The organism is Streptomyces hamibioticus, from assembly GCF_047946815.1.
GTDB lineage: Bacteria > Actinomycetota > Actinomycetes > Streptomycetales > Streptomycetaceae > Streptomyces.
In genome coordinates, this window is sequence record NZ_JBKKQY010000001.1 from 2,221,491 (window position 1) to 2,235,474 (window position 13,984).

General features: G+C 70.9%; 13 protein-coding genes and 2 riboswitches. Of the genes, 3 read left to right on the forward strand and 10 right to left on the reverse strand.

Features of this window, described 5'->3' with window-relative positions; all coding sequences use genetic code 11:
* Window positions 1-128: 128 nt before the first annotated feature.
* The 10 genes from ACLGIH_RS09810 to ACLGIH_RS09855 form a co-directional block, all read right to left on the reverse strand.
* Window positions 129-989: a thioesterase family protein gene (locus tag ACLGIH_RS09810; RefSeq protein ID WP_416524839.1), complete on the reverse strand. Its 861-nt coding sequence runs from the start codon at window positions 987-989 to the stop codon at window positions 129-131.
* Between the two features lie 66 nt (window positions 990-1,055).
* On the reverse strand, window positions 1,056-1,715 hold the full coding sequence (locus ACLGIH_RS09815) for a trimeric intracellular cation channel family protein (RefSeq protein ID WP_416524840.1): 660 nt from the start codon (window positions 1,713-1,715) through the stop codon (window positions 1,056-1,058).
* Between the two features lie 76 nt (window positions 1,716-1,791).
* On the reverse strand, window positions 1,792-3,078 hold the full coding sequence (locus ACLGIH_RS09820; protein WP_416524841.1) for an ABC transporter ATP-binding protein: 1,287 nt from the start codon (window positions 3,076-3,078) through the stop codon (window positions 1,792-1,794).
* Complete coding sequence (locus ACLGIH_RS09825) at window positions 3,075-4,079, reverse strand: ABC transporter ATP-binding protein (protein WP_416524842.1); 1,005 nt, start codon at window positions 4,077-4,079, stop codon at window positions 3,075-3,077. The genes ACLGIH_RS09820 and ACLGIH_RS09825 overlap by 4 nt, the downstream gene beginning before the upstream one ends.
* 6 nt (window positions 4,080-4,085) lie before the next feature.
* A complete protein-coding gene (locus ACLGIH_RS09830) occupies window positions 4,086-5,042 on the reverse strand; it encodes an ABC transporter permease (RefSeq protein WP_416524843.1) in 957 nt (318 codons plus the stop codon).
* A 1-nt stretch (window position 5,043) separates the two neighbouring features.
* Entirely contained in the window at window positions 5,044-6,048 is a 1,005-nt protein-coding gene (locus tag ACLGIH_RS09835) for an ABC transporter permease (protein ID WP_416524844.1), read from the reverse strand.
* 102 nt (window positions 6,049-6,150) lie between these two features.
* Complete coding sequence (locus tag ACLGIH_RS09840) at window positions 6,151-7,818, reverse strand: ABC transporter substrate-binding protein (RefSeq protein WP_416524845.1); 1,668 nt, start codon at window positions 7,816-7,818, stop codon at window positions 6,151-6,153.
* A gap of 265 nt (window positions 7,819-8,083) precedes the next feature.
* Window positions 8,084-8,896, reverse strand: coding sequence for an enhanced serine sensitivity protein SseB C-terminal domain-containing protein (locus tag ACLGIH_RS09845; protein ID WP_416524846.1), 813 nt, complete (start codon window positions 8,894-8,896; stop codon window positions 8,084-8,086).
* A gap of 182 nt (window positions 8,897-9,078) precedes the next feature.
* On the reverse strand, window positions 9,079-9,891 hold the full coding sequence (locus ACLGIH_RS09850; protein ID WP_416524847.1) for an enhanced serine sensitivity protein SseB: 813 nt from the start codon (window positions 9,889-9,891) through the stop codon (window positions 9,079-9,081).
* A gap of 78 nt (window positions 9,892-9,969) precedes the next feature.
* Entirely contained in the window at window positions 9,970-10,638 is a 669-nt protein-coding gene (locus tag ACLGIH_RS09855; protein ID WP_416524848.1) for an AAA family ATPase, read from the reverse strand.
* 183 nt (window positions 10,639-10,821) lie between these two features.
* A riboswitch (glycine riboswitch) is annotated at window positions 10,822-10,917 on the forward strand.
* Window positions 10,918-11,033: riboswitch (glycine riboswitch) on the forward strand.
* A 44-nt stretch (window positions 11,034-11,077) separates the two neighbouring features.
* Between ACLGIH_RS09855 and gcvT the strand changes: the two genes are divergently transcribed.
* The 3 genes from gcvT (at window position 11,078) to glyA (ending at window position 13,971) form a co-directional block, all read left to right on the forward strand.
* Window positions 11,078-12,196 carry a glycine cleavage system aminomethyltransferase GcvT gene (gene gcvT / locus ACLGIH_RS09860; RefSeq protein ID WP_416524849.1) on the forward strand — a complete coding sequence of 373 codons (1,119 nt, stop codon included), beginning with the start codon at window positions 11,078-11,080 and terminating at the stop codon, window positions 12,194-12,196.
* A gap of 122 nt (window positions 12,197-12,318) precedes the next feature.
* Window positions 12,319-12,696, forward strand: a complete 378-nt coding sequence (gene gcvH / locus ACLGIH_RS09865) for a glycine cleavage system protein GcvH (protein WP_416524850.1) — start codon at window positions 12,319-12,321, stop codon at window positions 12,694-12,696.
* Window positions 12,697-12,708: 12 nt separating this feature from the next.
* Window positions 12,709-13,971 carry a serine hydroxymethyltransferase gene (gene glyA / locus ACLGIH_RS09870; protein WP_416524851.1) on the forward strand — a complete coding sequence of 421 codons (1,263 nt, stop codon included), beginning with the start codon at window positions 12,709-12,711 and terminating at the stop codon, window positions 13,969-13,971.
* The last annotated feature ends 13 nt before the right edge of the window (window positions 13,972-13,984 follow it).

Genomic DNA, 13,984 nt, shown 5'->3' on the forward strand with positions numbered 1-13,984 from the left:
ACGGGTGGGCGGGCATCCGATGCCCGCCCACCCGTGGCCGTACCGGCGCAGTCCGGCATCTTCTCGGCGGCGGTCGTGCGGCCGTGCCCGGCCACCGGGCGCACCCGGCGGCCGTTCGCCGGTCCGGCTCAGCCCAGCCGCACCCGGGCCAGCTGGCGGGACTGGGCGACCAGTCGGTCGGCGCTGTCCCAGACCTCGGCGTCCTCCTCCAGGAAGCCGCCGGCCAGGTTCCGGGTGGTGATCGACACCCGCAGCGGGCCCGGGGCCGGGCGGCAGCGCACGTGCACGGTCAGCTCGACGGTGGGGACCCAGCCGGTCAGCCCCAGCTCGAAGGCGGTCGGCGGCAGCGCGTCCACCGCCAGCAACAGCGAGAGCGGGTCGGCGTCCCGGCCGTCGGCCAGCCCGAACCAGCCCCGCATCTCGCCCTTGCCGGACGGCTGCCCGAGGGCCCAGCCCAGCGTGGCCGGGTCCAGCTTGAGCATCAGCCGGTCGGCGATGGCGGAGCTGCCGGAGACCGGGGCCGGACCGTCACCGGCGCCGAAGCACTGCTCGACCGGCGGCAGGGCGGGCGGCTTGGCCGTGGTGCGCACGTCGTCCGGCAGTGCCTCCAGGTCGCCGTAGGAGGCGAGGACGCGGATGCGCTCCACCTCGGCGCCCTGCTCGTCGTACTGGAAGAGCGAGGCCTGGCCGGTGGAGAGGGTGCGTCCGGTGCGCACGGTCTCGGTGCGGACGACCGCGGGGCCCGGCTGGGAGGCGGTCAGGTAGTGGGCCGAGACGGTGAACGGGTCGGAGTGCGGGAGGGCGTCCGCGAGGGCGCGGCCCAGCACGGCCAGCAGATAGCCGCCGTTGACGGCGTTGATGATCGTCCAGCCGGCGGAGAGGTCGATGCCGTACACGCCGGGCGCGCGCCGGGTCACGGCCGTGTCCCGGTCGAACTCGCTGTCGCCGATGGTGGCCCGCGTGGCCGGGGCGGAGGCTGCTTCTGACATGGCTGAACGGTACAACAGCTAACTACTAAGCGGTAGCTTTATCGGATCGGAGCCGCGCGGGAACGCTCACTCCCCCTCCGTCACCGTCGACCGCCGGTTCCAGGCACGCGGCGCCCGCCAGTGGAAGCGCAGGGCGAGCAGCCGCAGGACGAAGGCGGTCGCCGCCGCCAGGGCGCTGGTGAACGGGTTGAGGGCCTCGTAGCGGATGCACAGCGCGATCATGGCGGCGCCCACCATGGCCGGAACGGCGTACAGGTCACGGTCCCAGCGCAGCAGCGACGGCACCTCGTTGGCGAGCACGTCCCGCAGCACCCCGCCGCCCACCGCGGTGGCCAGGCCCAGGCAGGCCGACGCGGTCAGGCCGAGCCCGTACTCGTACGCCTTGGTGGTCCCGGCGACGCAGAACAGGCCGAGGCCGGCCGCGTCGAAGACGTTCACGCCGGTCTGGATGCGCTCGACGTGCGGGTGCAGGAAGATCACCAGGAGCGCGGCGAGCAGCGGCGTGACGAAGTACCCCAGGTCCGTGAAGGCCGCGGGCGGTACGGCACCGATGACCAGGTCCCGGAACAGCCCGCCGCCGAGCGCGGTGGCCTCGGCGAGGACGGCGATGCCGAACACGTCGAAGTTCTTGCGGACGGCCAGCAGCGCGCCGGAGATCGCGAAGACGAAGATGCCGACCAGGTCGAGCGTGTGCTGGACGGACGGGGTGAACAGTTGCTGGAGCACCCGTACATCCTCGCCCAACGGCGGGACCCCGCCTCACGAAGCGAGGAGGGGTCCCGCTGTCGGCACACCGCGGCCCCTACAGCGTCTTCTCGGTCTTCTCGGTCTTCTCGGTCTTCTCGGTCTTCTCGGCGTTCCCGGTCTTCTCGGCCTTCTCCGCCTTGCCGGCCTTCTCCGCCTGCGCGGCGTTCTCGGCGTTCTCGGCGTTCTCGGCGTTCTTCCCCACCGTGTCGGCCTCGTCCGCCTGCTCGGGCGGCCCGGACTGCTCCGGGACCTTCGCCGGCTCGGGCCGCTCGGGCTCCTGCCCGGCCGGCGTGTGGTCCGCCACCTTCTCGCGCGCCGCCGACACCACGTCCCCGGTCGTCCGCCGCAGCGTCCCGGCCGCGATCTCGGCGGCGTAGTGGCAGGCCACCCGGTGCCCGCCGCCGACGTCGGTCAGCTCGGGCCGGTCGGTCGCGCAGAGGGTCTCCTGCACCCACGGGCAACGAGTGTGGAACCGGCACCCGGTGGGCGGATTCGCCGGCGAGGGCAGGTCGCCGGTGAGCAGGATGCGCTCGCGGCCGTCCTCCACCTCCGGGTCCGGCACCGGCACCGCCGACATCAGGGCCTTGGTGTAGGGGTGCCGCGGCTCGGCGTACAGGGCGTCGCTCGGCGCCTCCTCCACCAGGGCGCCCAGGTACATCACACCGATCACGTCGGAGATGTGCCGGACGACGGCGAGGTCGTGGGCGATCACCACGTAGGTCAGGCCCAGCTCCTCCTGGAGCTCCTCCAGCAGGTTGATCACCTGGGCCTGGATGGACACGTCCAGCGCGGAGACCGGCTCGTCGCAGATGATCACGTCCGGTTCCAGCACCAGGGCGCGGGCGATGCCGATGCGCTGGCGCTGGCCGCCGGAGAACTCGTGCGGGTAGCGCGACAGGGCGTTGGACGGCAGCCCCACCTTGGTCAGGATGGCCTTGATCTTCTCCCGGCGCTCCTCCTGGGTGGCGCCGATGCCGTGGGCGAGCATGCCCTCGGTGAGGATCGACTCGATGTTCTGCCGCGGGTTGAGGGAGCCCAGCGGGTCCTGGAAGACCATCTGCAGGCGGCGCCGGAAGCGGCGCATCTCCTCGTCCGGCAGCTTCGCCAGGTCGGTCCCGTCGAGGACCACCTCGCCCTCGGTGATGTCCACGAGGCGCAGCACCGCCCGGCCGAGGGTGGTCTTGCCGCAGCCCGACTCGCCGACCAGGCCGTACGTCTGGCCCGCCTCGACCTTGAGCGAGACGCCGTCGACCGCGTGGACGTGGCCGACGGTGCGGTCGAAGAGGATTCCCTTCTTGACCGGGAAGTGGACCTTGACTCCGTCCAGTTCGAGCAGGCTCATGCGGGGACCTCCTCGGCCCGGGCGTCGTCGAGTACGGGGTGGACGCACCGCACCTGGTGCCCGGCCGCGCGCGGCTCGGTGAGGGCGGGCGTGCCGGTCAGGCAGTCCACCTCGTAGCGGTCGCAGCGCGGGGCGAAGGCACAGCCGTCGGCCCAGGCGATCCGGTCGTTGATGGAGCCCCTGACCGGCGTGAGCGGTTCGCCGCGCGGCGCGTCCAGGCGGGGGATGGAGCCCAGCAGCCCGTGCGCGTACGGGTGGGTGGGGTGGGCGAACAGTTCGCGGCGCCCGGCGGACTCCACGACCTTGCCCGCGTACAGGACGTTGACCTCGTCGCAGAGCCCGGCGACCACGCCCAGGTCGTGGGTGATCATCAGCAGGGCGGTGCCCTCCTGGTCCACCAGTTCCTTGAGCAGTTCCAGGATCTGCGCCTGGATCGTCACGTCGAGGGCCGTGGTGGGCTCGTCGGCGATGAGCAGCTTGGGAGCGCAGGCCACCGCCATGGCGATCAGCGCGCGCTGGCGCATGCCGCCGGACATCTGGTGCGGGTACTCCTTGAGCCGCCGGGCGGGGTCCGGGATGCCGACCCGGTCCAGGAGGTGGGTCGCCTCCTTGCGGGCGGCCTCGCCCTTCATCCCCCGGTGGCGCTGGAGGATCTCGGTGACCTGGACGCCGATGGGGATGACCGGGTTCAGGGAGGACAGCGGGTCCTGGAAGATCATGGCCATGCGGCTGCCGCGCAAGTCGCGCAGTGCCCTGGGGCTCATCGTGAGCAGGTCGGCACCGTCGAGGTCGGCCCGGCCGCCGACCTCGACGCCCTTGCGGGGCAGCAGGCCCATCAGTGCCAGGGAGGTGACGGACTTGCCGCAGCCGGACTCGCCGACCAGCCCCACGACCTGGCCCTGGTCGACGGAGAAGGAGACCCCGTCGACCGCGCGGGCCTCCTTGCGGCCGTGCTGTCCGCCGAAGGTGACGGTCAGTTCGTCGACTGAGAGAAGTGGCATGGTGGTTCAGCCTCGCAGCTTCGGGTCGAGGGCTTCCCGCATGGCCTCGCCGAGCAGGGTGAAGCCGAGGGCGGTGATGATGATGCCGAGGGCCGGATAGACCGCCATCATCGGTGCGTTGTCGAAGAAGCGCTGCGCCTGTGCCAGCATGACGCCCCACTCGGGGACCGACGGGTCGGGGTTGCCGAGACCCAGGTAGGACAAGGCGGCGGCCTCGATGATCGCGGTGGCCAGGGACAGCGTCGCCTGGACGATCACGGGGCTGAGCGAGTTGGGCATGATCTGCGTCGCGACGATGCGCCGCCGGCGGACGCCGAGGGCCCGGGCGGCCAGCACGTAGTCGGTGCCGCCCTGGGCGAGCATGGAGCCGCGCAGCAGCCGCGCGAAGATCGGCACCTGGACCACACCGACCGCGATCATCACGGTGGTCAGGGACTGGCCCATGACGGCGGCGACGGACACGGCGAGCAGCAGCGAGGGCAGCGCCAGCATCATGTCGATGACGCGCATGATGAAGGAGTCCAGGCGCTTGCCCGCGTCGCCGCCCAGGGTGGCGGCGGCACCGGAGAGCCCGCCGACGAGGAACCCGACGACGAGGCCGATCAGGGTGGCCACGACACCGACGAGCAGGGTCTGCCGGGCGCCGACCAGCATCCGGGAGAACAGGTCCCGGCCCAGGTGGTCCAGGCCCAGCCAGTTCTCTGCGCGCGGTCCCACGAACTGCCCTTGGTTGACCAGCACTTCGCCGCGCCAGGCCTGGACGGTCGGGGAGTGGGGGGCGACCCAGGGGCCGATGACGGCGAGGATCACGAAGACGCCGATGATGCCGGCCCCGATGATCGCCATCTTGCTGGACTTCAGGCGGCGGAACGCTTCCCGCCACAGGCTGGCGCCGGTCGTGGTCTCCTGCTGTGCGGTGAGCTCCGCGAGGCGCTGGATCTTCTCGGTCTTGGTGGTGCTCACGTCAGTGCACCCGCACTCTCGGATCGATGAGGCTGTACGCCACGTCCACCAGCAGGTTGATCAGGACGTACGTGATCGCGATGAACATGATGAAGCCGACCAGCACCGGATAGTCGCGGCCGTCGATCGCGGTCCGGATGAAGGAGCCGATGCCGCCGAAGGAGAAGACGGACTCGGTGAGGACGGCGCCGGACAGCAGCGATCCGGTCAGCAGGCCGACCGCGGTGACCACCGGCAGCATGGCGTTGCGCATCACGTGCCGCTCACGCACCACACGCCGCCGCAGGCCCTTGGACTCGGCGGTGCGGACGTAGTCCTCGCCCAGCACCTCCAGGACGCTGGCGCGGGTCATGCGCACGATGACGGCGAGCGGGATGGAGGCCAGAGTGATGGCCGGCAGCACCAGGTGCATGATCGCGTCCCAGGAGGCGTCGAACTCCCCGGTGAGGATGCCGTCCAGGACGGCGAAGCCGGTCACGTCGGTGGCGTTGAGGCCGGTGGACTGACGGCCGTAGGTGGGGAAGAGCCCCAGGTTCACGGCGAAGATGCCCTTGAGGATGAGCGCCAGGAAGAACACCGGGACGCAGATCCCGACGAGTGAGCCGGAGACCGCCGTCACGTCCAGCCACCCGCCGCGCTTGCGGGCCGCGAAGTAGCCGAGCGGGACACCGACCGCGATGGCGATGATCATCGCGGTGACGGACAGTTCGACGGTGGCGGGGAAGCGCAGCGTGAACTCGTCCCAGACGGGCCGTCCGGTCTGCACGGAGGTGCCCAGGTCGAGTTCGCCGATCCGCTTCAGGAAGCGCCAGTACTGAACATAGAGGGGCTCGTCCAGCCCCAGCGCACGGTTGATGCGCGCTACTTCGGCAGCGGTGGCCTTCTCCCCCAGGATCGCTGAGGCGGGTCCGCCGGGCAGTCGGTTGAGCCAGAGGAAGAGCAGAACCGACAGGCCGAGCAGGGTGGGAATGAGTTGGAGCAGTCGTCGTACGACGAGACGCAACACCCCGCATGCCCCTTTCTTACGAGTGTGCCTTCATGAACGGGTCCGCCCGGCCGCCGAGGTGCAGCAGCCGAACGGACCCGTGGGTGATGCCTGTCTTTCCGCTTACTTGAAGGAGACTTCCGCGAAGTTCTCCTGCGTCAGCGGGGAGACCTTCGGCGGGTTGACGTCCTTGCCGAACGCGATGGCGGGCGGGGAGGAGGAGATCGGGAGGCCCGGCAGGTAGTCCATGATGACCTCGTTGGCCTTCTTGTAGGACTCGGTCCGCTTGGCCGGGTCGGCGAACTTCGAACCGGCGTTCACCGCCTCGAACAGCTCCTTGTTCTTGAAGCCCCACGCCTTGTCGTAGTGGGCGAACCAGGTGCCGATGAAGTTGTAGCCGTCGTTGAAGTCACCGGTCCAGCCCAGCATGTACAGGGGGCAGGCACCCGCCTCGGTGGCGTCCACGTAGTCCGGGTTCCACTTCATCGGCTTCGGGGTGACCTTGATGCCGGCCTTCTCCAGGTCGGCCTTCATCAGCTCGAACAGGTCCTGCGGAGCAGGCATGTACGGGCGGGTGACCTCGGTCGGGTAGCAGAAGTCGATCTTCAGGCCGCTCTCACCGGCGTCCTTGAGCAGCTGCTTGCCCTTGGCGGTGTCGAAGGGGTACTTCTTCACGTCCTCCGAGTAGCCCGCGACCGTCTCCGGCATGAACTGCGTGGCCACCTTGCCGCCCTCGGGCAGCTGGGTCTTGACCAGGTTCTCGCGGTCGATGGAGTGCGCGATCGCCTGGCGGACCTCCTTCTTCTTCAGCGCCGGGTTGGCCTCCTGGGTCATGCCGAGGTAGAGGAGGTTGAAGACACCGCGGGTCGGGACCTGGAAGCCGTCGTTCTCCAGGGTCTTGACGTCGGCGGGCGCGACCAGGTCGTAGCCGTCGATGTCACCGGCCTGGAGCGCCTGGCGGCGGCCCTCCTCGGTGTCGATGGTGCGGAAGACCAGGTTCTTCACCTTGGCCTTGTCGCCCCAGTAGTCGTCGAAGCGCTGGAGGGTGACCTCCTTGTTGCCCTTGTTCCACTTCGCGACCTTGTACGGGCCGGTGCCCGCGACCGTGCCGGCCTTCTGGCTGTAGTCGGGGTACGAGATGGCGTCGCCGCTGGCGGACGCCGCCTGCTTCTTGTACGCCTCGATGGCCTTCGGCGAGTGGATGGCCAGGGCCTGCAGGGAGAAGCCGCCCGGCAGATTCGCGGAGGGCTTCTTGACCTCGATGACGGCGGTGTTCTCGTCCTTGGCGGTGCAGGACTTGTAGTTCGCCTCGGGCGTCTCGGGGTCCTCGTTCTTGGCGAAGCCACCCATGATCTTCTGCCAGTAGTACGAGACCGCGCTGGACTGGTAGGTGCCCGTCCAGTTGAACCAGTGGTCGTAGTTGGCGCACACGGCCGCGGCGTTGAACGCCTCGCCGTCGTGGAACTTCACGCCCTTGCGGAGGTTGAAGGTCCAGACCGTGCCCTTGTCGTTGCTCTCCCAGCTCTCGGCGAGGCCGCCGACGAGCTCGGTGCCTCCGGGCTCGTGCTCGAGCAGGGCCTCGAAGGCCTGGCGGGTGACCCGGAAGGTCTCGCCATCGCTCGCGAGGGCCGGGTCCAGTGAGGCGGGGTCACCCGGGGCACCGAACACGAACGTGTCCTTGTCGCCCTTCGAGTCTTCCTTGTCTCGTTCACTGGCACAGCCGGTGGCGATCAGGCCGACCGCCAACGCGGCCGTGATCGCCCTGGCGGCGCGGGATCTGGATATGCGCATAGGGAGGCCACTCCGGGTTCCGCTGAAGGGAATGCATTGTTGACCGCCTGAACACTACAGACGGGACCCGCGCCCGAGAACAGTCCGGATAGCGGTGATACCTAGCTGAGATCTGAACACTCGATAAATCGGATGCTTCCGGTACATCCGGGGTGTGCGCGGTCAACTCGACCGACACAGAGGAGAGTTCGCAGGCCGGATCGGGTCCTGCCGCGAGCGGGAGCAGGAGTGGGAGCCGGACCGGGGCCGTCCGAGGGGCGGACGGTCAGTAGGCGTGCGGAGCCGCGGCGCCGGGCCGGTGGCCGGGCGCCGGCGGGTATCCGTAGCCGCCGGCCGGGGCGGTGCCGTGGGCCTCGCGGTCGTAGAAGGGGCGGGCATTGGCCCGCAGCCACATGGCGACCGGGTCGAACGCGTCGGTCATCGCCACCGTGGACACCGGCAGTCCGTCGGGCACCGCGCCGACGGACTGCTGCATCATCGCGCGTACCGCGTCCACGGCCGGCGGGGAGGTCTCGTACACGTCCAGGCCGATGGCGAGGTACGGCGCCCCCAGGGCCGGCTGCACCCAGGCGCGGCGCAGTGAGCGGACGGCCGGGGTGCGGTGGGCGTTCTGCGTGAGCAGGGCGTAGAACTGGGGGATCTCGATGGCCGGCTCCGACAGCCGCAGGGGCCCTGCGGGCTGGCGGTCCAGGCCGGTGGTGATACGGCGCAGATCGAGCCAGGGGATGCCGACGCCGCCGCCGGGGGCGTGCGGGTTGAGCCACAGGCCGTAGCGGTCGGGGTAGAGGGCGCGGGCCACTTCCAGGCCGTCGACCACCTCGTAGGAGCGGTTCCAGCCGCTGGCCGACAGCTCCTGGGCGGAGGTGACGCACGGGGCGTAGCCGAAGCCGTCGACCTCCATGTTTCCGTACTGGGCGTCCGGCGAGCCGGCCTGACCGTGCCACAGCAGCATCCAGACCTGACCGGAGGCGGGGGTCGAGAGCGCGCGCAGGAGCGCCTCGTAGGCGTCGTAGCGCCCGGGCGTCACCTGGCGCAGCATGTGCTCGACCTGCCCGGTCGCGGTGCCGCTGGCGCTCACCTGTACCGCCCCTTCGAGAAGTTGCCCCGGATATGAAACCAGCTTAAGTGGCCCCGCGGACAGGCGGCGCCCTCCGGCCCGGGGCTACTCGACCGTCGGCGGTGCGGGACCGTCATGGCTGGTCGCGCCCGCGGGGCGGAGCCGCGGACCGGCACGGCCCCGCGCCCCTCGACCGTCGTCGTTCACATGTCCCTGGAGTAGAACGGCCGGACCCGTTCCCGCATCCAGTCGCAGACCGGGTCCTCGGCCGCTTCCAGGAGGACCAGGTTGACCGGCCAGTCGGTGGGGGCCTTGGCCAGGGCGCGACCCAGGGCCTCCAGGGGCAGGGCGCGGGCGTCGCCCTCCCAATGGGTCAGTTCGACGCCGACGAACATGACGGGGTCGGCGGTCTCGACCGCGGCCAGGCAGCGGCGGGCGGTGCGGACCACGCCGACGGCGGCGAACTCGGCGGAGGCGGCGGAGAGGAAGTCGACCGGGTCGTCCTGCCAGTCGGGCTCGAACAGCTTGACCCGGCCGCCGCTCGCGGGACCGTCCAGCGGGGTGCGGCCCGCCCGGCACAGCTCGGCCACGGCGGGCGGCGGGAGGGGTATGCCGACCACGCCCTCCGGGTTCACGATGATGCCGGCCTGCGGCGGCAGCCCGCGGGCGAACTCCACGGCGGGGGCGACGGTGTACGCCATGTGCGCCCCGGCGACCTGGCGGAGCTGTTCCTCGGAGCTGAACACCGGCACGTACGCCTGGCCGTCGATCTCCAGTGTCGGCAGGTCGAGGGTGCCGCCGTCCGGGCCGCCGCCGCTCGGCAGCGGCACCCAGACGAAGCTGCGGCCGAGGACTTCGACGATCCGGCCGCCCGCGGACGGCACGCCGAGGGCGGCCGACAGCACCTCCTCCAGCTCGTTGCCCGGCCATCCGCCGTGCGGATGGGGGTGCGCCTGCGCCGGGAGGTCCGCGGAGAAGTCCGCGGAGAAGTCCGGGGAGCCCGCTGGGAAGTCCATCTGTTCCTACCGCCTGCTCGAACCGCTGGTGTGGCTGGAAAGGCTAACCCGTTCGGCCCCGCGGGCCCGCGGCGGCCGTCAGCCGGTGAAGCCGATCCGGCGCAGCGTGTCCGCCGCCGCCCGGTCGAGCAGCACGGCCGAGGCGCAGCCGCCCGGCAGGGTGCCCTCGGCGGCGGCGCGCAGCAGCCGGGCGGTGGCCGTGCGGTGCCGGCGGAAGGCGTAGCGGGAGACGCCCCGGCCGCGCTCGCGCTGGCCGGCCAGGGCCGCCTCGGCGCTGACGTCGAGCAGCAGCAGGTGCAGGCCGGTGCCCCGGCGGCGGGCCTCGCGGGCCAGCCAGGTCCGCACCCAGGCCTGGGTGCCGCAGTCGTGCACGACGACGCCCTCGCCGGAGCGCAGCGCGCGACGCAGGCCGGCGTAGTGGGCGAACCGGACCAGGGGGCGGTAGAGGGCGTACGGCAGGAGGCGCGGCATCCGGCGGTCCCAGCGGTCGCGGGTGTCCTGGGAGTCGATGCGCATCCCGCGCACGGTGCGCTCCATCAGCGTGGACTTGCCGCTGCCGGGCAGGCCGGTGACGACGACGATGTCGCCGGGCCCGAAGAGCAGGGCGTGCGGGCTGCGGCCGGCCCGCTCCCGCAGGTCGCGGACGACGGGTGCGGTCTGGTCGGCACACGCCTCCCGGGCCGGGCCTGCAGGCTGCTTGGGCAGCGCGAGACCCGAGGTCGTGGCGTATGCCGTGGTCCTGTTCACCGTGATCGTCCTCCCCTGGGGCGGTTCACGAGTTTCCCCGTCCCCGTCGAGTGTAAAAAGAAGGTAATGCGGGAGTCTCGTGCTTTCGTGTACGTGCTGCCACAAGCCGGTCACAAAGAGCTTGCTCTGCCACGACCGGACGATGCGTGCAATGATGTGCGCGCCAACTGCATACCGGCCGTTTGAATCCGCGCGGGAGAGTTCCCAGCCACCGGCTGGGGCGCCGAAGGAGCAAGTACCTCCCTTGAATCTCTCAGGCCCCGTTACCGCGCGGGCGAGGCACATCTGAAAAGCGGGCCGCCCCGAGGGCGGCCCCACCCAAGGTGCAAGTCCTGATCACCGGACTGAAGGTGGTCATGGCGAACCTCTCAGGTTCCGATGACAGATGGGGAGGACTCACCTCGCCCGCCTGCGTCATGCCCTGGGAGACGACCGACCGATGAGCAGTACCGAACTCCGCCGCACCGCGCTCGATGCCGTGCATCGTTCGCTCGGCGCGACCATGACCGACTTCGCCGGCTGGGACATGCCCCTGCGCTACGGCTCCGAGCGCGACGAGCACACCGCCGTGCGCACCCGGGCCGGTCTCTTCGACCTCTCGCACATGGGCGAGATCACCGTCACCGGTCCGCAGGCCGCCGCGCTGCTGGACTACGCGCTGGTCGGCAACATCGGCGGCGTCAAGCCCGGCCGCGCCCGGTACACCATGATCTGCCGCGAGGACGGCGGCATCCTGGACGACCTGATCGTCTACCGCCTCGCCGACTCCGAGTTCATGGTGGTCGCCAACGCCTCCAACGCCCAGGTGGTGCTGGACGCGCTGGCCGGGCGCGCGGCCGGCTTCGACGCCGAGGTGCGCGACGACCGGGACGCCTATGCGCTGCTGGCCGTGCAGGGCCCCGAGTCGCCGGAAATCGTCAAGAGCCTGACCGACTCCGACCTGGACGGCCTGAAGTACTACGCGGGGCTGCCCGGCACCGTGGCCGGTGTCCCGGCGCTGATCGCCCGTACCGGCTACACCGGCGAGGACGGCTTCGAGCTGTTCGTGAAGCCGGAGCACGCGGTGGAGCTGTGGCAGGCGCTGACCAAGGCGGGCGAGGCGGCCGGCCTGACCCCCTGCGGCCTGTCCTGCCGGGACACGCTGCGCCTGGAGGCGGGCATGCCGCTGTACGGGCACGAGCTGACGACCTCGCTGACGCCGTTCGACGCCGGGCTCGGCCGGGTGGTCAAGTTCGAGAAGGAGGGCGACTTCGTGGGCCGCGCGGCGCTGACGGAGGCCGCGGAGCGCGCCGCCTCGCAGCCGCCCCGGGTCCTGGTCGGCCTGGTCGCCGAGGGCCGCCGGGTGCCGCGCGCCGGGTACGCGGTCGTGGCCGGCGGCGAGGTGATCGGCGAGGTCACCTCCGGGGCGCCGTCGCCGACGCTGGGCAAGCCGATCGCGATGGCGTACGTCGACGCGGCGCACGCGGCTCCGGGCACGCCCGGGGTGGGCGTGGACATCCGGGGCAGCCACGAGCCGTACGAGGTCGTGGCGCTGCCGTTCTACAAGCGCCAGAAGTAGAGACTGGGTCCGTACCCGCAGGTGTCCTCGCGTAGGTTCGCGCTGCTCACCAGCGGTGTCGGCAGCCTTCCAGTCGGTCCCCCATTCATCAGCACTCCCCCGCGTACAGGAGAATTCAGGCCATGAGCAACCCCCAGCAGCTGCGCTACAGCAAGGAGCACGAGTGGCTGTCGGCCGCCGAGGACGGCGTCTCGACGGTCGGCATCACGGAGCACGCCGCCAACGCGCTCGGTGACGTCGTCTTCGTCCAGCTCCCGGAGGTCGGCGACACCGTGTCCGCGGGCGAGACCTGCGGCGAGCTGGAGTCGACCAAGTCCGTGTCCGACCTGTACTCGCCTGTCTCGGGTGAGATCACCGAGGTCAACGAGGACGTCGTCAACGACCCGTCGCTGGTGAACTCCGCGCCCTTCGAGGGCGGCTGGCTGTTCAAGGTGCGCGTCACGGACGAGCCGGCCGACCTGCTCTCCGCCGACGAGTACACCGCCTACGCCGCCGGCTGAGGAGCCCTGCCGATGTCTGTCCTGAACACCCCCCTGCACGAGCTCGACCCCGACGTCGCCGCCGCCGTCGACGCGGAGCTGGACCGCCAGCAGTCCACCCTGGAGATGATCGCCTCCGAGAACTTCGCGCCGGTCGCGGTCATGGAGGCGCAGGGCTCGGTCCTCACCAACAAGTACGCCGAGGGCTACCCGGGCCGCCGCTACTACGGCGGCTGCGAGCACGTCGACGTGGTCGAGCAGATCGCCATCGACCGCATCAAGGCGCTCTTCGGCGCCGAGCACGCCAATGTGCAGCCGCACTCCGGTGCCCAGGCGAACGCCGCCGCGATGTTCGCGCTGCTCAAGCCCGGCGACACGATCATGGGTCTGAACCTCGCCCACGGCGGGCACCTGACCCACGGCATGAAGATCAACTTCTCCGGCAAGCTCTACGACGTCGTCGCCTACCACGTCGGCGACGACGGCCTGGTCGACATGGCCGAGGTGGAGCGGCTGGCCAAGGAGTCCCGGCCGAAGCTGATCGTGGCCGGCTGGTCGGCCTACCCGCGGCAGCTGGACTTCGCCGAGTTCCGCCGGATCGCCGACGAGGTCGGCGCGTACCTGATGGTCGACATGGCGCACTTCGCCGGTCTGGTCGCGGCGGGCCTGCACCCCAACCCGGTCCCGCACGCGCACGTGGTCACCACCACGACCCACAAGACCCTCGGCGGCCCGCGCGGCGGTGTGATCCTCAGCACGGCCGACCTCGCCAAGAAGATCAACTCTGCCGTCTTCCCCGGTCAGCAGGGCGGACCGCTGGAGCACGTGGTCGCCGCGAAGGCGGTCGCCTTCAAGGTGGCGGCGAGCGAGGACTTCGCCGAGCGCCAGCGTCGTACGCTGGAGGGGGCCCGCATCCTGGCCGAGCGCCTGGTGCGGGACGACGCCAAGGCCGTGGGCGTCTCCGTGCTGACCGGCGGCACGGACGTCCACCTGGTCCTGGTCGACCTGCGCGACTCGGAGCTGGACGGCCGGCAGGCCGAGGACCGCCTCCACGAGGTCGGTATCACGGTCAACCGCAACGCCGTGCCGAACGACCCGCGTCCGCCGATGGTGACCTCCGGTCTGCGCATCGGTACGCCGGCCCTGGCGACCCGCGGCTTCCGGGCCGAGGACTTCGCCGAGGTCGCGGACGTGATCGCCGAGGCGCTCAAGCCGTCCTACGACGCGGAGTCCCTCAAGGCCCGGGTGAAGGCCCTGGCCGACAAGCACCCGCTGTACCCGGGTCTGAACAAGTAACGAACAGGCTGTC

What these genes read in the sequence shown, in the direction of transcription:
- ACLGIH_RS09810 (WP_416524839.1), bottom strand. Translation starts at nt 989, where the DNA reads ATGTCAGAAGCAGCCTCCGCCCCGGCCACGCGGGCCACCATCGGCGAC.
- ACLGIH_RS09820 (WP_416524841.1), bottom strand. Translation starts at nt 3,078, where the DNA reads ATGAGCCTGCTCGAACTGGACGGAGTCAAGGTCCACTTCCCGGTCAAG.
- ACLGIH_RS09825 (WP_416524842.1), bottom strand. Translation starts at nt 4,079, where the DNA reads ATGCCACTTCTCTCAGTCGACGAACTGACCGTCACCTTCGGCGGACAG.
- ACLGIH_RS09840 (WP_416524845.1), bottom strand. Translation starts at nt 7,818, where the DNA reads ATGCGCATATCCAGATCCCGCGCCGCCAGGGCGATCACGGCCGCGTTG.
- ACLGIH_RS09850 (WP_416524847.1), bottom strand. Translation starts at nt 9,891, where the DNA reads ATGGACTTCCCAGCGGGCTCCCCGGACTTCTCCGCGGACTTCTCCGCG.
- gcvT (WP_416524849.1), top strand. Translation starts at nt 11,078, where the DNA reads ATGAGCAGTACCGAACTCCGCCGCACCGCGCTCGATGCCGTGCATCGT.
- gcvH (WP_416524850.1), top strand. Translation starts at nt 12,319, where the DNA reads ATGAGCAACCCCCAGCAGCTGCGCTACAGCAAGGAGCACGAGTGGCTG.
- glyA (WP_416524851.1), top strand. Translation starts at nt 12,709, where the DNA reads ATGTCTGTCCTGAACACCCCCCTGCACGAGCTCGACCCCGACGTCGCC.